We start from the raw sequence: 20,697 nt of genomic DNA on the forward strand, positions 1-20,697 counted from the left end.
TCGTCAAGGATGTGAACGCCAACTTGGCTCGATACGACGACGAGCGGCCGGGTCCTACACCAGGGCCTACATCACCAACTCCTCACACGGCATCACCGGTGTCGACGGTGATGCCGTCCTGCGGCGCTGGGCGGTCATCCTGGCGGCGCGCACCGAACCCGGTATGCAGGGTCCCATCTCGGAGGCTTTCGAACATTGGATGGAGCAGAAGCCGGACCTGGACGCGTATCCGCTTCGGGCGCAGATCGCCTGGTTGGCCGCCGACGGCTTGTGGTGGAATGCCCAGTTCGTGGAGGCCTTTCGAGATCCGGTACTCGATCAGCGCATCATGACCGCCCTCCTGGCCTATGCCGACGGCAGCAACGAAGTGGTGGACCCGGACTGACGACGGGCGGTGAGCAACCGTACCGGGTTGCAACTCATTGCGCTCCGCCGCGCCGACGTCGGCTTGTGGGACGTTGCCGACGCGTACGGACTGGGACGGTTGTCCTGCACCCTTGTGCGCCCTGCGATTGACTCGAACGGCGGCGGAATCTCGCCCTGAATTGGGCACAAGTCAAAAGGCGTTTCGTCGACGGAGATTTCCCAATCGATCCCGCGATCCTTCACCCGGGGAGCCGGCGTGTTGTCGATCATGCGCATCCACCCCTCCCGGACCACCGCGCCGGGCAGCGTCCGGGCGAGGTGATCGATCCGAAAGCGGATGAAATTCGAGTTCTTCACCCCGGCCGACGTAGAGGCCGCCCTTGTCGATTTCGTCGAAGATGGTGTACCTAGAATTTTGCAATCGGAATCTGTGCGTAGAAGTTGGAGACCGTCTCCCAGATGGTGCGTTTGTCGTCGTCCGAGTACGCGCCGGTCGGTGTGTATATCTTCCACACGGGCATGGTTTTGTTGTCCCTACGTAGTTATGAATTTCTCCGGGATAAGTCACTCGCGTCACTCTGATGCGAGCCGCGGCAGCGGAAACAGCCTGCGGAAACGCTCCACGACGGGGCGGTCCCCGGTCAGGCGCAGGTTCCCGCTGGCGAGTGCCTCGTCGAGCGGGCGGTCGGTGCGCAGCAACGACAGCAAGGTGGCCTGATCGGTTTCGAGCGTCGCATCGGCGTTGACGACCTCGCCGCGAGTGACCGCGAGATCGCCGTCGGCGATGCGGACATGGAAGGGCTCGTCGCCGAGGCGCAATGCGATGGTAGCGCGGAGGTCGGCGGCGGCGGTGCGGTCGAAGAGAGCGTTGAGGGAGAGCATGACCGAATCGGTGCCGAGTGGGGCGTCGTAGGGCATCTGTGGTGAGCGACTGCCCCACTGCGCCAGACCGACCACTACCGGCGCCAGGTCGGCCCCCCACGGAGTCAGTTCATACACCCATGAGGCAGCGGGCGGGCTGAGTCGGCGGCGTTGCAGCACACCGGCTTCGGTGAGTTCGCGCAACCGCTGGGTGAGCACGTCGGGGCTGGCCCCAGGCAGGCCGGCCAGCAGGTCGGTGAAGCGCTTTGGACCGAGAAGCAGATCCCGCACCACCAACAGCGCCCATCGCTCGCCGACCAGGTCCAGAGCGTGAGCCACCGCGCAACCCTGGTCATATTTGCGTCTTCCTGCCATTGCATCGACTCTACCAGCCGAAATCTAACATTCCGACTAACTACTTGTTATTTCCAAGTAATGAGTAGTAATGTTTGAGTGGTATCACTCCACCAGTCCTCAGAAGGAGATAAGTCGATGCCCGTCTTCACAATTGACGCACCCACCGGGGTACCGCAGGACGCCAAGCACAAGATGATGCGAGAGGTCACCGAGGCGCTTCACGAAGCCTGGCCTATTCCTGACACCCGCGGCTGGCTGCGCGAGTATCCGGCCGACAACACCTCCCAAGACGGGCGCATCCAGGCCGAGCCGGTGCGGCCGGTGTGCTCATTGGAGGCGCCGGCGCTGGCGAACCTGGACGCCAAGCGCAAGCTCGTGCAGAAAATCGAATCCGCAATCGCCGCGGCCTACGACGGCATCGCCAATACCGACGAGGTGTTGGTGCTGATCAATCACTTCCCGCTGGAAAACGTCGGATGGCAAGGAAGTCTGCAATCTGACAAGCCGGAGATTGTCGCTGCGATCGCGCAGCTGAATCAGTAGGACGAGGCCATTTCGGGCGGGGTGCCACAGTGCGGTCCGCCCCGAATGGGCTGACGCGCCTACGAGTTGACGTCCGACGGATGTGTGGCCAACGGCGTGACATGGACGTTCATGTAGGCAAACAGCGGCAATCCCGAAATGATCTGGTGCAGTTCGTCATTGGAATCGACGTCGAAGATCGAATAGTTGGCGTATTCGCCGACGACGCGCCAGATGTGTGGCCACTTGCCTTCACGCTGCAGATCCTGCGAGTAGGCCTTCTCCCGGTCAACGATCTCGGCCCGTGTCTGCGGGTCCATGTCGGCCGGGAGCTTCACCTCCATGTGCACGTGGAAGAGCACATCAGCTCCGTTCTGGGTCGAGCACGAAGCCGTAGGCGACGGACTGAGAGCCGTCGGCTTCACCTTCACGTGCAGGTGCGCCGGGCGCCAGGCGTGCCGGCCGGCTGCCGCGATGAGCCTACCGCAACTGCCGTCGGTCGCAATCTGGTACGGCGCAGGGCGAATCGTGGTGATCCCGAAGACGCCGTCCTGCCCCGTGGAGAAGCTGTCCCGCAGGTTCCACTCGGGAATTCCCGGTGGGGAGTGGAAGAATAGCCGTCGTCGTCCGCGTGCCAGAGGTCGACCTTGCCCGCAACGGTGTGCCGTCGGCGTCGGTGATGCTGCCCGGCCACACCAGTGGTGCCGTGTTCACCATCGCGCGTCGGGATCGTGCCCTTGGCGCTCGATTCGGGAGAACCCGGACGGTGGTCGGTGGCCACAGCTCCATGGGCATTCCGTTCGTTAGAGGCCCTTCGTGTGATGACCGGCACGTTCGACGGTAAGCACTGAATCCATATAGCACCAGGACATGATTTGGCGCTATTAATCAAGAATGGACCGCTTCTGGAGGCACAGATGACCGCATCGACCACCGACAGCACCAGCCACATCGCCGCCGTTCTGGTCAATGCGGTCGTGGACGACGGCTATCACGTCACCGCCACGCACTGGAACTATGCCGCCATCAGCAGCCGCCGCAGCACCGTCTTCGCCAAGCTGGGGGTGCGTTCGACGTCGGACCTGGCCGCGCTGCGCCGCTGAGTCACCCCGAGCAACGATCAGGTCGAGGTACGGCCTTCGGTTGCTCCCGTTCGTCGAGCAGTTCGACGTCCATCCGTTCGGACAGCGCCGCGACGCTGAGGCCGAACGTTTCACGGACCCATATGCCGTGACCCGCAGGGTCGATGTCGAAGGTCGCGTACTCGGTGTACACCCGGCTGACACAGTGCAGCCCGGTCAGCGGATAGGTGCACTCGGGCACGAGTTTGGCGGTGCCGTCCTTGGTGAACAGGCTCATCATCACGAAGACGCGCTTGGCGCCAATGGCCAGGTCCATTGCGCCACCCACTGCCGGGATCGCGTCCGACGCACCGGTGTGCCAGTTCGCGAGGTCCCCGTGCCGGCTGACCTGGAACGCGCCGAGCACGCACACGTCGAGGTGACCGCCGCGCATCATCGCGAACGAGTCCGCGTGGTGAAAGTACGACGCCCCAAGGGTTTCGGTGACCGGTATCTTGCCCGCGTTCGTCAGATCCGGATCGATCTGGTCACCGACGGCGGCCCCACCCATGCCCAGCATCCCGTTCTCGGTGTGCAGTACCACTCCGGCGGCGGGGTCGAGGTAGTCGGCCACCGTGGTGGGCTGTCCGATACCCAGATTCACGTAGGACCCCGCGGGGATGTCACGCGCGATCATGGCGGCGAGTTCCCGCTTGTCCACGGGACCCCGGTCGAGATGCTCGACCGTCGCCAATTCCAGGGTATCGGTCATGATGCCTTCTGTTGGGTGTCGGACAGTTCGGACAGGTTCAGCACGCGGTCGACGAAGATACCGGGTGTCACCACGATTTCAGGGTCGATGTCGCCGGCGTCGACGACGCGGGCGACCTCGGCAATCGTCAGTGCCGCGGCCGTGGCCATCACGGGGCCGAAGTTGCGAGCCGTCTTGCGGTACAGCAGGTTTCCCGCTCGGTCAGCGACGTGGGCGCCGATGAGCGCGACGTCGCCGTGGATCGGGTACTCCAGCACATAGTCGCGGCCGCCGATGGTGCGGGTCTCCTTGCCCTCGGCCAGCGGGGTACCGACGCCCGTCGGGCAGAAGAACGCGCCGATGCCGGCGCCGGCCGCCCTCATCCGCTCGGCCAGGTTGCCCTGCGGCACCACCTCGAGGTCGACCTTACCCGCACGGTACAGCCCGTCGAACACGTAGGAATCCGCTTGGCGCGGAAAAGAACAGATCACCTTGGTGACCCGGCCTGCGGCCAACAGCGCCGCCAACCCGGTGTCGCCGTTGCCCGCGTTGTTGCTGACGATGGTGAGCTCGGACGCACCCTGAGCGATCAGCGCGTCGATCAGTGTGGTCGGCATGCCTGCCATGCCGAACCCCCCGACGAGTACGGTGGCGCCGTCCTCGATACCGGCGACGGCCTCCGCCGCGTCCGAGCAGATCACCGTGCGGCTCATCGCCCCTCCAGGAATTTCTCGATCATCGGATTGCTTCGAACACGGCCGCAAGTCCTTGGCCGCCGCCGATGCACATGGTCTCGAGTACGAAACGCGCCTGGCGGCGCTGGGCTTCGTACGCCGCGGTGGCGAGGATGCGGGCGCCGGTGGCACCGATCGGATGCCCCAGGGAGATGCCCGACCCATTGGGATTGAGCCTGTCGTCGCGCGGATCGACTTTCCACTCGGCGAGCACGGCGAGCACCTGCGCGGCGAACGCCTCGTTCAGTTCGATGAGGTCGACGTCGTCGAGGGTGAGGCCGACGCGGTCCAGTGCCGCAGCCGTGGCGGCGACGGGTCCGATGCCCATGACCTCCGGGTTGCATCCGGTGACCGCCCAAGACCGCAGCGCGAGCATCGGTGTGAGTCCATGGCTTTCGGCGTGTTCCCGGGTGGTGACGATGCACATGGCCGCGCCGTCGTTCTGTCCCGACGCGTTCCCGGCGGTAACCGTGGCCGCGGCGTCCACCTTCGAGCGCATCGGGCGCAGCGCCGCCAGTCGTTCGACGGTGATATCGGCTCGGGGGTGTTCGTCGCGGTCCACAACGACGTCCGGTCCCCCGCGCCTGCCCGGAACCGCGACCGAGACGAGTTCGTCGGCGAATCGGCCTTGTTCCCGGGCGGCGACGGCGCGGCGATGCGAGCGGACCGAGAGTTCGTCCTGCTCTTCGCGGCTGATGCCGTACTCGCGGCGGAGGTTCTCCGCGGTCTCGATCATCCCCCCGGCCACGCGATGAGTAGCACCGCCTGCGGTTTCGCGGGCACGGTCGAGACGGTCCAGCAGTGATATTCCGCCTTGGCGCACCCCGCTGCGAAGGCCGAGTGCATAGTGCTCGACATTCGACATCGACTCGGCGCCGCCTGCCACGACCAGGCGGGCCGCACCCGTCGCGATCTGGCCGGCGGCGTAGAGCACGGCCTGCAGCCCGGAACCACAGCGCCGATCGATCTGAAGTCCAGGCACCCCGGTACCCAGACCGGCGTCCAGCGCGGCAATCCGACCGAGGGCCGGCGCCTCGCCACTGGCATAGCCGTTGCCCAAGACCACGTCGTCGACGTCACCTTCACCGAGTCCGGTACGGGAGATCAGTTCACGCAGGGTCGCAGTGGCGAGGTCGGACGCGGTAAGGGCAGCGAGCGCGCCCCCCATTCGCCCGACGGGGGTTCGGAGCGGATTGCAGATCACGACATCTGTCATAGTTCGACCGTAGGCCGCTGCGACGATATGTTGAAATACGTAGATAAGTGCTATTGATATCTGTAACGTCCTAATAATGGAGTTACGCCACCTGCGCTATTTCCGCGCCGTGGCCGAAGAGCTGCACTTCGGCCGCGCTGCCGAGCGCCTGCACATTGCGCAGCCGCCGCTCTCCCAACAGATTCGGCAACTCGAGCGGGAAATCGGCGTCAGCCTCCTCACGCGGAGCACCCGAAAGGTCGAACTCACTCCCGCAGGCGAGGTGTACCTGGAGCGAGCCATTGGGGTCCTCGATGCGGTGGACGACGCCGGAAACCAGGCGCGGCGAATCGCGACCGGAGTGGAGGGACACCTGGCCATCGGCTGCGTCGGATCGGCGACCTATTCGGTCCTTCCCCAACTGGTGCGCGCGCTGCGCGACGAAGTGCCACATCTCGAGGTCAGTATTCGAGGCGAGATGCTCGCCCCGGCCCAACTCGTTGCATTGTTAGCCGGTGACATCGACATCGCCCTGCTGAGACCGCCCGTCGAAAACCCTGCTGTCCGATGCGAGGTGTTGCGTCGGGATCGCTTGATCGCCGCTCTTCCGGCCGATCATCCGCTGACAAACCACAACCAGTTGCGCATCGGCGACCTGCGGGATGAGGACTTCATCGTCCATTCGGGACAGGGACGCTCGGTCATGAGCGGAGTGCTCGCCGCGGCATGCGCTGCTGCCGGGTTCTCTCCGCGTATTCGCCACGAAGCCGCAGAGACGTCGACCCTCGTGACACTCGTCGCGGCCGGCTTGGGCGTCGCAGTCGTCCCCGCGCCGACAGCCGATCTCGACGTCGCGGGAGTCACCTACCGATTACTGGAACCCTCGTCATTCGGCGTCGACCTGATTGCCGCTCACCTCGTGGATGCGAAATCGCCGACAATCACGCGGGTGCTCGGCGTATTGCGGAGCATTGCCGGTTAGGCAGCGATGCCCGGCGGCTACACCACCTCGGTGCCGTCCATTTTCCCGGAGCTCGAAGATGCAGCGAGATTCCGCTGTGCTCGGCGAACTCCACGCCGGCCGCAGGTGCTTGTTTTGATTGTGGTCGGGAGTCATTCGTTCCTCCGCGGGCTGACTTTGCTATGGCCGCTCACCGCTGTAGCCGATCATCGACGTTTTATGTTCTCCTACCGTTGAAGTCGCGTGCTACTCGCTCATGCGGTGTGAATGTTCGAACTTCGCCGAGGCGCTTAGGTAGACGATTGCCACAGTCGTGCCGAACGACCGCCTTGCGTCCTCATCGGGGCGACCGCGAACAAGGCCGTGCCACCTGTCCGGGTAAGGCCCACGTCGATGTGGGGATAGCGGTGCGGAATCTCCTCGAGAGCGTCGGTCAGCGTCATGTCGCCTGTGATGAAGAGCCGCGTGGGGAGACCTTGTCGCTGCGATAGGCGCTTATGACATCGGGATCGGGGTCGATTCCGAGGCCTGGCGCCTGGGGTACGGAGATTCGACCTGCGTGGGGGCTGAGTGCGTCGATCCCGTAGATCGCTGCCTCCAGATCGAAACGGCGCCACTCAATCATCGAGTCAGAGGTTCCCAGCGCTGCCGTGGTCTGGATCGCTGCGAGCAGTCCGGGGCCTTCGTAGAAGGAGTGCGTCATCACCGGGATGTTGTGGACGGCGGCGAGGGGAAAAATTCTGCGTAACTCGCTGATTCCGCCCATTTTGGCCGGGCTCGGCTGAATGAAATCGACCGCTTTCGTGGCGAGCATGTGTTCGAATTCGATGAGCGTGGAGGCGTTCTCGCCAGACGAGATGGGGATGCCGGCGGTCCGCCGCAGCTCGGCAAGACCGGCGAAATTCTCCGGCGGCCACAGCGGCTCTTCGAGGAACTTCAGGTTGACGGCCCTGAGCTCTGCGGCAAGGTTCTGCGCTTCGGTCAGCGTCCATGGACAGCCGACATCCGCGATCAGTTCGACGTCGGGGCCTGCTTCCTCGCGAGCTGCGCGGATCGCCGGCAGGTCAACCTCATGTAGTTTGATCGCGCGAAATCCAGCATCAATGGCCTGGCGGACTTGGGCGCGCACGATTGAGGGATCGGAATAGCAAGCCAGACTTGCATAACAGGGCATGTCGGAGACGCCGCCGCCGAGAAGTTGCGAGACGGGAGCCGTGGCGAGCTTGCCTGCGATGTCCCACAGCGCGGTATCTATAGCGGAGAGTCCGTAGGTCAGGGCGCCGCCGCGGCCGTAAGGGTGCAGCTTCTTTTGCACCGCCAGCATCAACGGCTCGATGCGAGTGACGTCCTGGCCGATGCACAGTGGCGCGATCAACTCGTCGACGGCGAGTTTGGCCGAGGCGACAGCGCCGAACCCGAACGCTTCGCCCCAACCTTCCACGCCGGTATTGGTTGTCACTTTGACGATTAGCGACTCTTCGGCGGTGAGCCTGTCGCCCCACAGGTAGGCGTCGGCGTGGCCGCCGGTCTTGAAGGGGATTCGCAGCGGAATCGTCTCGATGGTCGCGACAAGAATTCTTTGGTTGGCGGTTTCGGACATGCCGCCTCCTTCCGTTTCAGCCGCGCAGGCCTCGCTGCCAACGGCACCACGCATAGCTGGCCGACCACCCACCAGAGCCGCCCGCTGCGATGACGGCATTGTCGCAGTGACGATCTGACGCGTTACAGCACCTTGGTGCCGTACATCTCGCCAAGCGGATCGGCGATCAGTTCGATGCGGGCACCGTCCGGGTCCCGAAGATACAGCGAGACGCCGCTGTGCTCGGCGAACTCCACGCCGGCCGCAGTGAGCTTGTCGCGCAACCGCTTCCAGCGCGACGGCTCCACGCTGATCGCGAGGTGGTGCAGTCCACCGAGGACCTCCTGGTACGGACCCTGATCGAGACCGGGAAAGTCGAAGAACGCCAGCAGGTTGCCGTTGCCGATGTCGAAAAAGAAGTGCGACGAGCCGGGATAGTCTCGGTTCTCGATCAGTTCGGTCAGCGGAAACTCGAGGAGATCCTGGTAGAACCGCACGGTCTGCTCGACGTCACTGCTCACCAGGGCGGTGTGATGCAACCCCCGCGCAGACGAGGGCGAGCGCTCATCGGCGGGACGCAGATATTGCTCGCGGATGCGCTGCCGTTGCGCCTCGAACCGCTCGGAACGCTCGTGCTCGGACATCGTCGTCATGGCAGAAACTCTATCGACTCGAGCAACGCGGCGGCGTACTCCGGCCCCCTTTCGTGACATCTTCCAGGATGCACTTCGTGATGGCCGCCCTTCAGTGCTGGTGTACCGCGCAGGCGCAATACATGTTTCGACACGTGTAGCAGGCGGGCATCGCGGTGCAGCGAGGGCAGACGTCGCAGCTTACCGGCTCGGTGTGTCGAACGGCATTCACCGACGTGTACCGCTCCCCGCAGTGATAGCACGGCGGACGGGCGCTGTTGCCGTCCTGCTCGGTGACCGCTGCGCGGTTCATCACGCCCGGACCACCATCAGGACGGCCATGCCCAAGAGCACCAGGCCGCCGAACAGATCCGAGCGGATCCGCACTTTGCTGGCCGCGAGTCTGCCCAATGTCAGCCCCACCGCGGACATGATCAAGGTGGCACAACCGCACACCGCGGCCACGGTCACCGCCGAGGCGCCCACCACACCGAGGCTCGCGCCCGCGACCAAATTGTCGAGGCTCAACGGCAGCGGCATCCCCAGAATCGCCAGGGGATGGTCCAGGTCACCGGCCTCCTCCGTGCGCATGGCATGCACCACCAGGTAGAGCGCGTAGGCCCCCAGCGCGGCGGCCCCGGCGTACTCCGCCACCGGCCCGACGAATCGGCTGAAGAAGTTGCCTGCCCAGACACCAATCAACGGTGCCAGGGCGTCACACGCACTGAACACGATGGCGGCCTGGACGATCCGACGCCACCGCGGCTTCGTCGTCCCCAGTCCGATGGACGACTGGAAGTTGTCCAGGCTGAGCACGAACGCGATCGGGATGAGGGCGAAGAGCGAGTTCACGCTTGTACCTCCGACGTCGACGCGGTCGCCCGCGATACGGTGCGGCCCGGATGCGGCCGAGGAATCAGTACGCCCCGCGGCCGCGTCGGGTCGTTGGCCGCCGCCACCGCCGCCGCGACCAGACCGTGGTCGGCGGAGAGGTGGCAGACGGGGTCGGTGCGGGCGGCGTCGCCGGTCAGCGCGAAGGCCTGACAACGACATCCGCCGAAGTCGATTTCCCTACGGTCGCAACTGCGGCACGGGTCCGGCATCCACTCCTGGCCGCGGAATCGCTTGAACAATGGCGACTCGGTCCAGATCCACTCCAGGGCGTGCTCGCGCACGCTGGCGCGCGGCAGGTCGAGGCCGCGGACCAGCTCCTGAGCGACCGGGCACGGCAGCGCGTCGCCGTTGGGCGCCACGGTGAGCTGGCGGCGGGCCCAGCCGTCCATGCAGGGCTTGGGGTACTGGCTGTAGTAGTCGGGGATGACGTAGATGATCTCCATCCGGTCCCCGAGCCGCTCCCGGGTCGCCAGGACGACCGACTGCGCCCGCTCCAGCTGGTCTCTGCTCGGGAGCAACTCGGCTCGGTTGGACCCCGCCCAGCCGTAGTACTGCGTGTTGGCGAGCTCGATACGGTCGGCCCCCAGATCCTGCGCCATGTCGAGGATGCCGCCGATACGGTCGATGTTCTGCCGGTGCAGGACGACATTCAGGGTGAGCGGCCAGCCCAGCTGTTTCACCAGCCGCGCCGCCACCAGCTTGCGTTCGAACGACGCAGTGCCGGCGATCCGGTCGGACAGCGCCGGCGAGTCGGCCTGAATGCTGATCTGTACGTGGTCGAGGCCCGCGTCGCGCAACTGCTCGGCACGACGGTCGGAGAAGCCCAGCCCGCTGGTGATCAGATTGGTGTACAGGCCAAGCTGATTGGCGCACCGCGCCAGCTCAACGATGTCGTGGCGCTGCATCGGCTCGCCGCCGGAGAGGTGCACCTGCAGCACGCCCAGCTCGGCGGCCTCGGCAAGAACCCGCTGCCACTCCTCGGTCGTCAACTCGTCGCGGTACTCGTCGAGCGCGAGCGGATTGGAGCAGTAGGGACAGTGCAGCGGACAGGCGTAGGTGAGCTCGGCGAGCAGTGCGAAGGGCCTATCCATGGTTTACCTCCATGCGATGCTTGGCCACCAGATCGGCCAGGAAGCGGTGGACGTCGCCGTCGGCGACCTGGTCGTACCGACTCTGCAGCTCGGAGTGGATCTCGGCAACGGTGCGCCTGCCGTCGCACAGCTCGACGATCGCGGCGCCGGTGTCGTTGATGACCCAGACCGTCTCCGGTGACAGCAGCGCGTGTTGCCCGCGCGCGGCGTCGAACCTGAGCCGTACGTGCGGCGCCAACCGGGGCCGAGCGGAGTCATCAATGATTGCCATAGGCCTGGTCAATGGCATCGAGCATGCTCCACAGCACGTCGCACTTGAAGGACAGCGCCGCGAGCGCCGCTGCCTGTGTCTCCGGGGTGGTGCAGTGCGTTCGCACCACCTCGAGACCGTGTTCGGAGTCGCGGGGCGCCTGGGTGAGTCGAGACCGGAAGTAGGCGAGCTCTCCAGGGTCGATCCAGGTGTAGTGGCGTTCGAATGCGGCGAGCCGGTCAGCCATCAGATCGGGGGCGAACAGCTCGGTCAGGGAGGATGCCACCGCCTCGACCCACGGCCGGGTCCGCGCGAAGGTGACGTAGGCATCCACGGCGAAGCGCACACCCGGGAGCAGATGTCGTTCGTCCTCGATCTCGTCTCGGGTGAGGCCGACGGCCTCGCCGAGGCGCAGCCACGACTCGATCCCGCCGGATCCTTCGGTCGTGCCGTCGTGGTCGATGATGCGCTGGACCCAGCGGCGGCGTATCTCTCGGTCCGGGCAGCTGCTGAGGATCGCCCCGTCCTTACGGGGGATGTTCGCCTGGTAGTAGAAACGATTGCCCACCCAGCCCCGGATCTCGTCCCGGCTCGATCCGCCGTCATTCATCCGCCGATGGAACGGATGCTGGTGGTGGTAGTGCTTGGCGTGGGCGCGCAGCGCTTTCTCGAAGTCGCCGGGCGCCAATGCTGTTGTCTTTATCGCTCCTCGCGTGCGCGGGGTCATCATCGCTCCTCAGATTGCTAGCTCCAGCCCGTCCGCGGCAACCTGCATGCCGTGTCGGTCGAGGACCCGCCGTTCCGGCGAGTCCTCGAGCAGGATCGGGTTGGTGTTGTTGATGTGGATGTAGACCTTGTGGTCGATGGGCAACGGTGAGAGCAGCTCGAGGCTGCCGCCGGGGCCGTCGATCGGCACATGCCCCATGCCGCGCGAGGTCTTGTCGGCCAGGCCGAGGCGTGGCAATTCGTCGTCTCGCCAACAGGTCCCGTCGATCAGCAACCCGGAGCAGCCGGCCAATTGCTCGAGGATGTCGGGCGTGAGCTGCTGTACGCACGGCAGGTAGACCAGGCTTCGGCCAGTGCCGGCGTCGGTGATGCGGTAGCCCACGACTCGGCCGTGCGTCGATGGGCTGGGGAACCGCATCCGCTTATCGGTGGGGACGTCGAATGCGCAATAGGACAACCCATTCGACCCATTGCCGAGCGGCACCTCGGCGCCTGGTAGCACCGGTTGCCACTTGACCGGGCAATAGGCCTCGAGCGTCTTCAGCACCCCCGACCCCGTGGTCAGGGTCTCGTGCACCGATTCGGTCGCATGCACCTCCAGACCGCGACCCTCCCGCATCAGCAGCAGGCCGAGAGTGTGGTCGAGCTCGGCGTCGGTGAGGAGCACGGCCTGCAGCCGAACCACCCGGCCCTCGTCGGGATGCAGGTCGGGGAAGGACTCGATCTGCGACTGAATGTCCGGTGATGCGTTGAACAAGAACCACGTCTGCCGGTCAGCGCTGACCGCGATCGACGATTGGGAGCGCGGCACGCAGGGCCGTGAACCGGTTCGCACCGCACGACACGGGGGGCAGGTGCAGTTCCACTGCGGAAACCCTCCACCGGCAGCCGATCCCAGCACTCGCACCCACACGGTGATCAGTCCTCCACCGGGTCGTCGGTGAGGCGCCGGGCAAGCATCGGCCCGGCGCCCCGCCGCGATCGACTAGCGCCAGATGTCCGCGTAGGCGGTCACCTCGGCGGACACCCGGATCTCCGTGACCGTGGGGGACTCCCACTTCTGCAGAGTGCTGTCGGCGATCTGTCGTTCCATAGTGTTTCCTCTTTCTGTCGGTTTTTCTGGACGGGGTGGCGGATGGGGATCAGTCGGGCAGAGCAAAGGCGATCAACGCGCTGCCGTGCCCCGCGCCGAGCATCCCCGGGAGTATGCCCTCGAGCCAGCCACCCCAGCCGACCGGCACGACGACGTACTGCTTGCCGTCGACGCTGTAGGTCGAGCAGCTGCCGTGATGCCCACTGCCGCAGTTGAATTCCCACAACTTCTCGCCGGTGTTGGCATTGAGTGCGGCGAACTCACCGGTCGGGGTGCCGGCGAACACCAGGTCGCCCGCGGTGGCGAGCACCGACGCGGCCATCGGGTAGTCGAGACGCCAGCGCCACTTCTCCTCACCGTGAGAGTCGAAGGCACTGACCGAACCGGCCATGTCATCGATGTCCACCTGAACGGCAGCGCCCCAGTACGGAATGCTCTCCTTGAATTCGCGGCGACGACGGGTGGCGGTGGCGCCCACGTCGGCGACGGGGACGTAGAACATGTCGGTCTTCGGGCTGTAGGCCGCGTGCGTCCACTCCTTGGCGCCGGCCGGGCCGGGATAGAAGTGGACGGGCTCGCCCTCCTTGTCCGGGTACTTGCGCGGGGTCACCTTGCCGTCGCGGGTGATGACGCCCCAGTCGATCCGATCCACGAAGGGAGTGACGTGCTGCAGCTCACCGTTGGTGCGGTCCACCACGAAGAAGTAGCCGTTCTTGTCGAAGTGACCGAGCAGCTTCTTGCCGTCCCGCTCGAAGAGGATCATCTCCATCGTGGAGTCGTAGTCCCACAAGTCGTGCGGGGTGAACTGGTAGTGCCACTTGATCTCGCCGGTGTCGACGTCGAGCGCGACGACGCAGTCGGTGTAGAGGTTGTCGCCCTCGCGCACAGCGCCGTCGAAGTCGGGCGCCGGGTTGCCGGTGCCCGCGTAGTACAGATTCGTCTCGGGGTCGTAGGTCCCGGTGACCCAGTGGTTCGCGCCGCCGCGCTGCCAGGCCTCACCGTCGGCGGGCCAGGTCTCGGAACCCTTCTCACCCGGCTTGGGCACGGTGTAGGTGCGCCACATGTGCTCACCGGTCTTCAGGTCCCAACAGTCGATGTGGCCACGCACGCCGAACTCGCCGCCGGAGCTGCCCGTGATGAGCGTGTTCTTGACCACCAACGGAGCGAGTGTGGCGCTCTCCCCCGCACGCACGTCACCAATGGTCTTCTCCCAGACCATCTTTCCACTCGTGGCGTCCAGCGCAAGCAAGTGGGCGTTTGGCGTCACGAAGTAGACGTTGCCTCCTGCCACGGCGCAACCGCGGTTGACGTTCCCACAGCAGAGCGAGACATCGAAGGGCGTTGCGTGCTTGTAGCGCCAGAGCTGCTGGCCGTTCCTCGCGTCGAGCGCCCAGAACCAGCCGTCCCAGCCGGTGACGTACATGACGCCGTCCACGACGAGCGGGCACGCCTCGAACGCATAGGTCGAAGCGCCCGCCATGTGACCGGAGGCGCCGGCCTGGAACATCCAGGCCGGGCCGATGCGCTTGACGTTTTCGGTGTTGATCTGGTCCAGCAGGCTGTACCGCTGGCCGTCGTAGGCGCCGTAGTAGGTCAGCCAGTTGTGTGACTCTGAACGTGCATTGAGCAGGCGTTCGTAGTCGACGTTGGTCGTCACCGCGGGCGCGGATCCGGGGATGGGGCTCAGCGCTGACTGGTCGATCGCCTCGCCGGCGTCCACGTATTCGATGGTCATATTCGTTCCTTCCTACGGACGCGGCTGAGCGGGACGGTCGAGACGGGCCTCCGGCGGCACTTCGCCGAGCACGACGATGGCGGCGGTCAGTCCCCGGCCTTCGTCGTTGCCCCCTGGCGAGCTGTACCAGTAGTAGCCTGGGCCGTCGAGGTGCAGGTTCGCCTTGCCCTTCGAGTGGTTGAGCAGCCAGAGAAACTTCCTGTCACCATTGCTCGGAAACAACGCCGCGTGCGTGTTCTTGTCGTCGTTGATAACCGTGAGCTCGATGAAACCGCCGTGCGGCATGACCAGAATCGCGGGATCCCAACAGAGTTCGTCTTCTCTGATCCGGATCGTCGCCTCCATCGTGCCGTCGGGCCTTTCGGTGGCCTCAGCGATGGATCCAGTGCACAAAACCCGACCAAGGGCTCCGTGGTTCTGTATGTCCAAGCCGAGCTCGCGCAGTAAGTCGGGCCGTTCTTTAGCCGTCGTCATGGGACCTCACCTCCTTGTCAATGGAACTTCCTGTTGGTGTGCGAAAACCGTTCATGCGCGGTTTCTCATTGACCGCGTTCACTGTCAGTCCGTGCGCGAACCTCGGTGCGCATCTCCTCTCGGTATTGCCGAACATCGGCCGGAATTCTGTGCAGAGCATCGCGAAATGCCCTGGCTTACCGGTCAATTCGCTATTTTCAGCGGCCAGTTCGACCGCGACACCGTGTACTGTATGCCGATTGAACCTCCGCGTGTAGGCATGACCGTTGAACCGTCACACCGTGCCGTTCGCACGTCGCGAGGTGCCGCTCGTACTGAGATCTCGGTCATACCTGGGAGTTGTCATCGTCGAGATCCCGTGAGCCTCGGGCACAGTGAGTCCTTGCCAAGTGGACCGAACGGCCAAACGGGTCGCCGACGCTGAGACGCGATCAGGACCGGTCGAACATGTCGAGGTTCATGACCTTGACCCACGCGGACACGAAATCGGCGACGAACTTGTCCTCACCGTCCTGGCTGGCGTAGACCTCCGAGAGTGCGCGCAGCCCGGAGGTGGCCCTGAAAGCGAGGTCGACGCGACTGGCGGTCCACTTGACCTCGCCGGTGCGCCGGTCGAGGCCCTCGTAGGTCGTCGGCCTCCCGGCGTTCCCTGTCCTCGGTACCCATTCGGTGCCCGTGTCGAGGAGATTGATGAAGAAGTCGGTCGTCAGAGCGCCGGGTGCCGACGTGTACGGGCCCGCTGGGGATTGGTCGTGGTTGGCGCCCAGCACACGCAGCCCACCGACCAGCGCTGTCATTTCGGCGGCGCTCAGGGTCAGCTGGCTCGCGCGGTCGACGAGCTGCAGGTCCGGCGGCAGCCGATTGCCATTGCCGACGTAGTTGCGGAATGCGTCCGCGGTCGGCTCGAGCGCGGCGAACCACTCGACGTCCGTCCATTCCTGGGTGGCGTCGGTACGTCCCGGCCGGAACGGTACCTCGATGTCGTGACCGGCCCTGGCGGCCGCCTGTTCGATCGCGGCACATCCACCGAGCACGATCAGATCTGCCATCGAGATCTTCTTGTCCCCCGGCTGGGAGTCGTTGAATTGCTTCCCGATCTCTTCCAGCGTTTCCAGCGCGGGCACGAGCGTCTCGGGCTCGTTGACCGGCCAACTCCGCTGCGGTTCGAGACGGATGCGCGCCCCATTCGCCCCACCGCGCTTGTCGCTGTTTCGGAACGTCGAAGCCGAGGCCCACGCCGTGAGGACGAGTTGGGAAACCGACAGGCCCGAGTCGAGGAGCCGGCTCTTGAGCATCACGATGTCGTCGGCATCGACAAGCGCGTGATCGACTTGTGGCACCGGGTCCTGCCAGATCAGGCGTTCGGACGGGACCAGTGGCCCGAGGTAGCGCTGGATCGGGCCCATATCGATGTGCGTGAGTTTGAACCAGGCTCGCGCGAACGCGTCCGCCAGCTGGTCCGGATTCGTCAGGAAGCGCCGGGCGATCGCCTCGTAGATCGGGTCCTCCTGCAACGCGAGATCCGTGGTGAGCATCGTGGGGGCATGGGTCTTGGATGGGTCGTGGGCATCCGGCACGAGGCCGGCCCCGGCGCCGTCGCTCGGGACCCACTGCCATAACCCGGCGGGGCTGAGCGCCACATTCCACGTGTACGCGAACAGCGTCTCGAGGAAGCTGTTGTCCCACGTGGTCGGTGTCGGCGTCCAGATCCCTTCGAGTCCACTGCCGATGGTGTCGGCAGCGTTGCCGGTACCGAACCCGTTCGCCCAACCCAGGCCTTGCGCCTCCAGCGGTGCGCCTTCGGGTTCGGGCCCGAGCCAGGCGCCCGGGTCGGCCACTCCGTGGGACTTGCCGAACGTGTGCCCGCCCGCGATCAGCGCGACGGTCTCTTCGTCGTTCATCCCCATCCGGCGGAACGTCCGACGGATGTCGCGCGCCGCGGCGACCGGGTCGGGTACCGTGGCCGGACCCTGCGGATTCACGTAGATGAGCCCCATCTCGGTGGCCGCCAGGGGGTCGTCCAGATCCCGGACGCCGCTGTGTCGTTCGTCGGCGCACCAGGTGTTTTCCGGGCCCCAGTAGGTCTCGTCGGCGTCCCACGCGTCTGGGCGGCCACCAGCGAATCCGAACGTCGTGAAGCCCATCGATTCCAGCGCACGGTTGCCGGCGAAGACCATCAGGTCGGACCAGGAGATCTTGCGTCCGTACTTCTTTTTCACCGGCCACAGGAGTCGGCGCGCCTTGTCCAGGTTCCGGTTGTCCGGCCAGCTGTTCAACGGCGCGAAGCGCTGCATCCCCGCGCTCGGACCGCCCCGACCGTCACCGAGGCGATAGGTGCCGGCGCAGTGCCAGGCCATCCGCAGCACGAGCGGTCCGTAATGGCCGAAGTCGGCGGGCCACCAGTCCTGCGTGGTCGTCAGGACCTCGTCCACGTCGCGGGCCAGTTGGTCGAGATCCAGGGACGAGAATTCCTTGGCGTAGTCGAAGTCCTCACCCCACGGACCGGCGGCGCGGCCGGAACGAGCCAGGATCTTCAGGTTGAGCCGGCCGGGCCACCGGTCGAGTTGGCCGACGCTTGCCATCGGGCACTCGCGACGCCTGACCGATCGGCCTGTGCCTACGGTCTGGTCGTACGTCCTGTGGACGTAAGCGTCAGGGTTCCCCGGCATGGCACTCCTTCCGGCCGCTCTCGAACCTCAGATGCCCAGCACCCGGCGCACCGCGCGCGCGTTCCGCCGGGACACCGGCACAATCGTGTTCGCGTCGTCGTCCATGACCACAACCAACTCGCCCCTGTCCCGCCGTTCGACCTCCCGAACACGGCTCAGGTTCACAACGTAGCGGCGGTGCACCCGCAGGAAACCGGCGTTGGCCAGTTCGCCGTCCAGATGGTCGAGGCCGGGCGAGGCCGCCCGCAGCCTGCCCTGGTCCGTGGACAGCCATACCTCGTTGCCGTCGGACTCGGCCAACGTGACCTCTGGCAACCGCAGTAACACCATCCGGCTGTCGCGGACGCCGACCACCCGGCGGGGTTGTCCCTGAAAGTGCGCGCCTGCTTCCGTCTCCGGCAACAACGGCTCGCCGTCGGGGGCACCAAAAGAGATCAGGTGTCCGACCAGATTGCCGTACTGGAAGAACGGACGAATTCTGATCGGCGACGGTTCGTCAGCCAGGTGGGTGAAGATCTGCGTCGCCCCGATCCAATCGGGGTTGTGGCTCGCCTGCTTGCTGGCGTACCGGGCGGCCTCGACAAACGCGGGCAGCCGGGGATTCCAGCGCACCGCCGGGTTGACTGCCGGAGCGTTGCCGGGCACGCCGAGGAGCACGCTCGCCGTGTCATCGGCGATCACCACCTTGCCGGACGTGTCGACAGCGACCAGCGGCTCGGGGGACCGTACCCGGGCGTGGTTGTACGCGGCGAGCAATTCGGCGCCACTGTCGCGGGCGCGCATGCGCAATCTGCTCTGGGTGTAGGCGGCGGCGTTGGCCAGCCACCCGCGGGCGTTCGCCGGCAGGTCACTGCGCCAACACGAGATGTTCAGGACCGCGATCGGCTCCTTGCTCACCACGTCGCGCACCGCGACGGCCACGCACGTCCACTCGTGGAAGGCCCGGCACCAGTGTTCTCCACGCCGGATCACCACCGGGTGCTGCGTTCCGAGTGCAGTGCCCATGCCGTTCGTGCCCACCGCACGCTCCGACCAGCAGAACCACGGCGCGAGGCCGGCCTCGGCGGCGATGGAACAGGTCGCCTTGTCGCCCCACTCGGCCAAGACTCTGCCGGTGGCGTCGGCGACTGTCACAATCCCTCCGCATTTCGCCACCTCGTGCACCATGGCGGCGGCGCGAAACCCCAGCTCCGCGAATACGACATCGTGTTCGAGCGGATGGGCGACCTCCGAGACCGCCGCCGGCGCCTCGGACAGGTACGGGTCGACGCGGTATTCATCACGACATCGATGCCAGGAGATCGCCACTTCTGGCCGTACGCCCCGGATGTCATCCTCGCCCTGCACGAAGCGTTCCCACGCGCCGTACACCGCGGCCTCGTTCGCGTTGCGGGACACTGGCTCGAGTCGCTGGACACCTGACATTGAAGACCGCCCTTGGTCTGCTCGACTCGGTGGACGGCACCCCGGGCGCCCGAATGTGGGACTCCGCGCCTACCTCCACCGATCACGAGCCATTATCGTGACGCTTCTCACATATCTACACGGCCGCAAGCATTTTCGGCAAGGCGCCTCAACGACGGCTCCGGCCCGACCGGAGAGCCCCAGGGTTGCCAACTCGGCCGCCGGCAACGCTAGCCGGCCAGGTCGGCGACATCCTCGGCTGCTCTGAGGACGCGGAGTACGTTCTCACCGGCGAGTTTGGCCAGGTCAGCGCCGGACCATCCCCGCTCCGCGAGGGCGGCGAACAGCCGCGGATATCCAGAGACGTCCTCCAGGCCCTCGGGCATCGCCTCGGACCCCATGTAGTCGCCCCCGATGCCGACATGATCGACGCCGGCGACCTCACGCACATGCTCGATGTGCAGCACGACTTCGGGCAACGTGGCAACCGGGGGTGGCGATTGCTCGGCGAGCTCCGCCATCAATTCGTCGTACGCCAGATCGCTCTTCTGAATCCTGCGGCGTCGAGCCTCGGCCCTCGCCTCCGCGTGCCACCGGGCCACCGGGGGTGAGACGAACGCAGGTAGGAACGTCACCATGCACACACCGCCGTTCTCCGCCAGAGCCGCCAACACGTCGTCGGGCACGTTGCGCGGGTGGTCGCACACCGCGCGGGCGGAGGAATGGCTGAAGATCGCCGGGGCGGCGGTCACGCGCAGTGCGTGCAGCATGACGTCGGCAGACACATGCGAGAGATCGACGAGCATGCCGATCCGGTTCATCTCACGCACGACGTCTTCGCCGAACGCCGACAATCCGTGTAGCACCGGGACGTCGGTCGCCGAGTCGGCCCAGGACACGTTCTTGTTGTGGGTCAGGGTCAAATAGCGCACGCCCAACGCACGCATCATGCGCAGAACCGCCAGTGAACCGTCGATGCAGTGGCCGCCCTCCATCCCCAACAGCGAGGCGATCCGGTCGCCGGACGCCTCGACCTCGTCGGCCGTCGTCGCCAGCACCAGCCGGTCGGAGTAGCGGGCCACCAGCCGCCGCACGAAATCGATCTGTTCCAGCGTGGCGGTCACTGCCGCGGGACCGACGAAGAGCTCCGGGGACACGTAGACCGACCAGAACTGCCCGGCCACCCCGCCGGCCTCCAGTCGCTTCAAGTCGGTGTGCAGATCCGGCACCACCGCGGTCAGGTCGACGGCGCCCAGGTCGGCGTCGTACTGCTGGCGCATCGCCCAGGCGAGATCGTTGTGGCCGTCGATCAGCATCACCATCGTGTCTCCTCCGATCACTC

Annotated in this window: 23 protein-coding genes and 1 pseudogene; 4 read left to right on the top strand and 20 right to left on the bottom strand. The window is 65.7% G+C overall.

Features of this window, described 5'->3' with window-relative positions; all coding sequences use genetic code 11:
• Positions 1 to 91: 91 nt before the first annotated feature.
• On the top strand, positions 92 to 385 hold the full coding sequence (locus tag ACVWWN_RS30240) for a hypothetical protein (RefSeq protein ID WP_457149337.1): 294 nt from the start codon (positions 92 to 94) through the stop codon (positions 383 to 385).
• Here ACVWWN_RS30240 and ACVWWN_RS30245 read toward each other — a convergent pair.
• Entirely contained in the window at positions 346 to 723 is a 378-nt protein-coding gene (locus tag ACVWWN_RS30245) for a tautomerase family protein (RefSeq protein ID WP_457147142.1), read from the bottom strand. The two genes, ACVWWN_RS30240 and ACVWWN_RS30245, sit on opposite strands and share 40 nt — an antisense overlap.
• 216 nt (positions 724 to 939) lie before the next feature.
• Entirely contained in the window at positions 940 to 1,602 is a 663-nt protein-coding gene (locus ACVWWN_RS30250) for a winged helix-turn-helix transcriptional regulator (protein ID WP_457147143.1), read from the bottom strand.
• A 117-nt stretch (positions 1,603 to 1,719) separates the two neighbouring features.
• Here ACVWWN_RS30250 and ACVWWN_RS30255 point away from each other — a divergent pair, with 117 nt between their 5' ends.
• Positions 1,720 to 2,127: a tautomerase family protein gene (locus tag ACVWWN_RS30255; protein WP_457147144.1), complete on the top strand. Its 408-nt coding sequence runs from the start codon at positions 1,720 to 1,722 to the stop codon at positions 2,125 to 2,127.
• Positions 2,128 to 2,186: 59 nt separating this feature from the next.
• Here the strand turns inward: ACVWWN_RS30255 and catC are convergent, their stop codons facing one another.
• The gene (gene catC / locus ACVWWN_RS30260; protein ID WP_457145297.1) at positions 2,187 to 2,468 is read right to left on the bottom strand and encodes a muconolactone Delta-isomerase; all 282 of its coding nucleotides are present in this window, start codon (positions 2,466 to 2,468) and stop codon (positions 2,187 to 2,189) included.
• A 60-nt stretch (positions 2,469 to 2,528) separates the two neighbouring features.
• A pseudogene (locus tag ACVWWN_RS30265) lies at positions 2,529 to 2,887 on the bottom strand (dioxygenase family protein); the annotation flags it as partial.
• A 136-nt stretch (positions 2,888 to 3,023) separates the two neighbouring features.
• Here ACVWWN_RS30265 and ACVWWN_RS30270 point away from each other — a divergent pair.
• Positions 3,024 to 3,209 (top strand): hypothetical protein, encoded by a 186-nt coding sequence (locus ACVWWN_RS30270; protein ID WP_457147145.1) that lies wholly within the window; start codon positions 3,024 to 3,026, stop codon positions 3,207 to 3,209.
• 1 nt (position 3,210) lies between these two features.
• Here the strand turns inward: ACVWWN_RS30270 and ACVWWN_RS30275 are convergent, their stop codons facing one another.
• From ACVWWN_RS30275 to ACVWWN_RS30285, 3 genes are read right to left on the bottom strand one after another with little or no spacing between them, the layout of a single operon-like run.
• A complete protein-coding gene (locus ACVWWN_RS30275) occupies positions 3,211 to 3,939 on the bottom strand; it encodes a 3-oxoacid CoA-transferase subunit B (protein WP_457145294.1) in 729 nt (242 codons plus the stop codon).
• A complete protein-coding gene (locus ACVWWN_RS30280; RefSeq protein ID WP_457145293.1) occupies positions 3,936 to 4,631 on the bottom strand; it encodes a 3-oxoacid CoA-transferase subunit A in 696 nt (231 codons plus the stop codon). The genes ACVWWN_RS30275 and ACVWWN_RS30280 overlap by 4 nt, the downstream gene beginning before the upstream one ends.
• A 22-nt stretch (positions 4,632 to 4,653) precedes the next feature.
• Positions 4,654 to 5,868: an acetyl-CoA C-acetyltransferase gene (locus ACVWWN_RS30285; RefSeq protein ID WP_457147146.1), complete on the bottom strand. Its 1,215-nt coding sequence runs from the start codon at positions 5,866 to 5,868 to the stop codon at positions 4,654 to 4,656.
• Between the two features lie 76 nt (positions 5,869 to 5,944).
• On the opposite strand from ACVWWN_RS30285, the gene ACVWWN_RS30290 reads away from it, so the two are divergent.
• Complete coding sequence (locus tag ACVWWN_RS30290; protein WP_457147147.1) at positions 5,945 to 6,829, top strand: LysR substrate-binding domain-containing protein; 885 nt, start codon at positions 5,945 to 5,947, stop codon at positions 6,827 to 6,829.
• A gap of 418 nt (positions 6,830 to 7,247) precedes the next feature.
• Here the strand turns inward: ACVWWN_RS30290 and ACVWWN_RS30295 are convergent, their stop codons facing one another.
• The 13 genes from ACVWWN_RS30295 to ACVWWN_RS30355 all read right to left on the bottom strand — a co-directional run bounded on the left by ACVWWN_RS30295 (position 7,248) and on the right by ACVWWN_RS30355 (position 20,677).
• Positions 7,248 to 8,408 (bottom strand): mandelate racemase/muconate lactonizing enzyme family protein, encoded by a 1,161-nt coding sequence (locus tag ACVWWN_RS30295; protein WP_457147148.1) that lies wholly within the window; start codon positions 8,406 to 8,408, stop codon positions 7,248 to 7,250.
• 122 nt (positions 8,409 to 8,530) lie between these two features.
• Entirely contained in the window at positions 8,531 to 9,040 is a 510-nt protein-coding gene (locus tag ACVWWN_RS30300) for a VOC family protein (protein ID WP_457147149.1), read from the bottom strand.
• 291 nt (positions 9,041 to 9,331) lie between these two features.
• On the bottom strand, positions 9,332 to 9,871 hold the full coding sequence (locus ACVWWN_RS30305) for a manganese efflux pump MntP (protein ID WP_457147150.1): 540 nt from the start codon (positions 9,869 to 9,871) through the stop codon (positions 9,332 to 9,334).
• On the bottom strand, positions 9,868 to 11,004 hold the full coding sequence (gene pqqE, locus ACVWWN_RS30310; protein WP_457147151.1) for a pyrroloquinoline quinone biosynthesis protein PqqE: 1,137 nt from the start codon (positions 11,002 to 11,004) through the stop codon (positions 9,868 to 9,870). The genes ACVWWN_RS30305 and pqqE overlap by 4 nt, the downstream gene beginning before the upstream one ends.
• A complete protein-coding gene (gene pqqD, locus ACVWWN_RS30315; RefSeq protein WP_457147152.1) occupies positions 10,997 to 11,275 on the bottom strand; it encodes a pyrroloquinoline quinone biosynthesis peptide chaperone PqqD in 279 nt (92 codons plus the stop codon). Before pqqD ends, pqqE begins: the two co-directional genes overlap by 8 nt.
• The gene (pqqC, locus tag ACVWWN_RS30320) at positions 11,262 to 11,981 is read right to left on the bottom strand and encodes a pyrroloquinoline-quinone synthase PqqC (RefSeq protein WP_457147153.1); all 720 of its coding nucleotides are present in this window, start codon (positions 11,979 to 11,981) and stop codon (positions 11,262 to 11,264) included. The genes pqqD and pqqC overlap by 14 nt, the downstream gene beginning before the upstream one ends.
• A 9-nt stretch (positions 11,982 to 11,990) precedes the next feature.
• Positions 11,991 to 12,893, bottom strand: a complete 903-nt coding sequence (gene pqqB, locus ACVWWN_RS30325; protein WP_457147154.1) for a pyrroloquinoline quinone biosynthesis protein PqqB — start codon at positions 12,891 to 12,893, stop codon at positions 11,991 to 11,993.
• Between the two features lie 72 nt (positions 12,894 to 12,965).
• Positions 12,966 to 13,073 carry a pyrroloquinoline quinone precursor peptide PqqA gene (gene pqqA, locus ACVWWN_RS30330; protein WP_457147155.1) on the bottom strand — a complete coding sequence of 36 codons (108 nt, stop codon included), beginning with the start codon at positions 13,071 to 13,073 and terminating at the stop codon, positions 12,966 to 12,968.
• 49 nt (positions 13,074 to 13,122) lie between these two features.
• Positions 13,123 to 14,808, bottom strand: a complete 1,686-nt coding sequence (locus tag ACVWWN_RS30335; protein WP_457147156.1) for a PQQ-dependent dehydrogenase, methanol/ethanol family — start codon at positions 14,806 to 14,808, stop codon at positions 13,123 to 13,125.
• 12 nt (positions 14,809 to 14,820) lie between these two features.
• Positions 14,821 to 15,282 (bottom strand): MSMEG_3727 family PQQ-associated protein, encoded by a 462-nt coding sequence (locus ACVWWN_RS30340; RefSeq protein ID WP_457147157.1) that lies wholly within the window; start codon positions 15,280 to 15,282, stop codon positions 14,821 to 14,823.
• Between the two features lie 431 nt (positions 15,283 to 15,713).
• Positions 15,714 to 17,864, bottom strand: a complete 2,151-nt coding sequence (katG, locus tag ACVWWN_RS30345) for a catalase/peroxidase HPI (protein ID WP_457147158.1) — start codon at positions 17,862 to 17,864, stop codon at positions 15,714 to 15,716.
• Positions 17,865 to 17,978: 114 nt separating this feature from the next.
• Positions 17,979 to 19,349 (bottom strand): LytTR family transcriptional regulator DNA-binding domain-containing protein, encoded by a 1,371-nt coding sequence (locus ACVWWN_RS30350; RefSeq protein ID WP_457147159.1) that lies wholly within the window; start codon positions 19,347 to 19,349, stop codon positions 17,979 to 17,981.
• 236 nt (positions 19,350 to 19,585) lie between these two features.
• Complete coding sequence (locus ACVWWN_RS30355) at positions 19,586 to 20,677, bottom strand: dipeptidase (protein ID WP_457147160.1); 1,092 nt, start codon at positions 20,675 to 20,677, stop codon at positions 19,586 to 19,588.
• Positions 20,678 to 20,697: the final 20 nt, after the last annotated feature.

This window comes from Mycobacterium sp. URHB0021 (assembly GCF_054057895.1).

Bases quoted from the DNA above. Each gene is read 5' to 3' on its own strand.
- ACVWWN_RS30340 (WP_457147157.1), bottom strand. From the start codon at position 15,282: ATGACGACGGCTAAAGAACGGCCCGACTTACTGCGCGAGCTCGGCTTG.
- pqqC (WP_457147153.1), bottom strand. From the start codon at position 11,981: ATGACCCCGCGCACGCGAGGAGCGATAAAGACAACAGCATTGGCGCCC.
- ACVWWN_RS30355 (WP_457147160.1), bottom strand. From the start codon at position 20,677: ATGGTGATGCTGATCGACGGCCACAACGATCTCGCCTGGGCGATGCGC.
- ACVWWN_RS30290 (WP_457147147.1), top strand. From the start codon at position 5,945: ATGGAGTTACGCCACCTGCGCTATTTCCGCGCCGTGGCCGAAGAGCTG.
- ACVWWN_RS30295 (WP_457147148.1), bottom strand. From the start codon at position 8,408: ATGTCCGAAACCGCCAACCAAAGAATTCTTGTCGCGACCATCGAGACG.
- ACVWWN_RS30280 (WP_457145293.1), bottom strand. From the start codon at position 4,631: ATGAGCCGCACGGTGATCTGCTCGGACGCGGCGGAGGCCGTCGCCGGT.
- ACVWWN_RS30285 (WP_457147146.1), bottom strand. From the start codon at position 5,868: ATGACAGATGTCGTGATCTGCAATCCGCTCCGAACCCCCGTCGGGCGA.
- ACVWWN_RS30275 (WP_457145294.1), bottom strand. From the start codon at position 3,939: ATGACCGATACCCTGGAATTGGCGACGGTCGAGCATCTCGACCGGGGT.
- ACVWWN_RS30335 (WP_457147156.1), bottom strand. From the start codon at position 14,808: ATGACCATCGAATACGTGGACGCCGGCGAGGCGATCGACCAGTCAGCG.
- ACVWWN_RS30250 (WP_457147143.1), bottom strand. From the start codon at position 1,602: ATGGCAGGAAGACGCAAATATGACCAGGGTTGCGCGGTGGCTCACGCT.
- ACVWWN_RS30270 (WP_457147145.1), top strand. From the start codon at position 3,024: ATGACCGCATCGACCACCGACAGCACCAGCCACATCGCCGCCGTTCTG.
- ACVWWN_RS30255 (WP_457147144.1), top strand. From the start codon at position 1,720: ATGCCCGTCTTCACAATTGACGCACCCACCGGGGTACCGCAGGACGCC.
- pqqE (WP_457147151.1), bottom strand. From the start codon at position 11,004: ATGGATAGGCCCTTCGCACTGCTCGCCGAGCTCACCTACGCCTGTCCG.
- pqqA (WP_457147155.1), bottom strand. From the start codon at position 13,073: ATGGAACGACAGATCGCCGACAGCACTCTGCAGAAGTGGGAGTCCCCC.
- pqqD (WP_457147152.1), bottom strand. From the start codon at position 11,275: ATGGCAATCATTGATGACTCCGCTCGGCCCCGGTTGGCGCCGCACGTA.
- ACVWWN_RS30300 (WP_457147149.1), bottom strand. From the start codon at position 9,040: ATGACGACGATGTCCGAGCACGAGCGTTCCGAGCGGTTCGAGGCGCAA.
- katG (WP_457147158.1), bottom strand. From the start codon at position 17,864: ATGGCAAGCGTCGGCCAACTCGACCGGTGGCCCGGCCGGCTCAACCTG.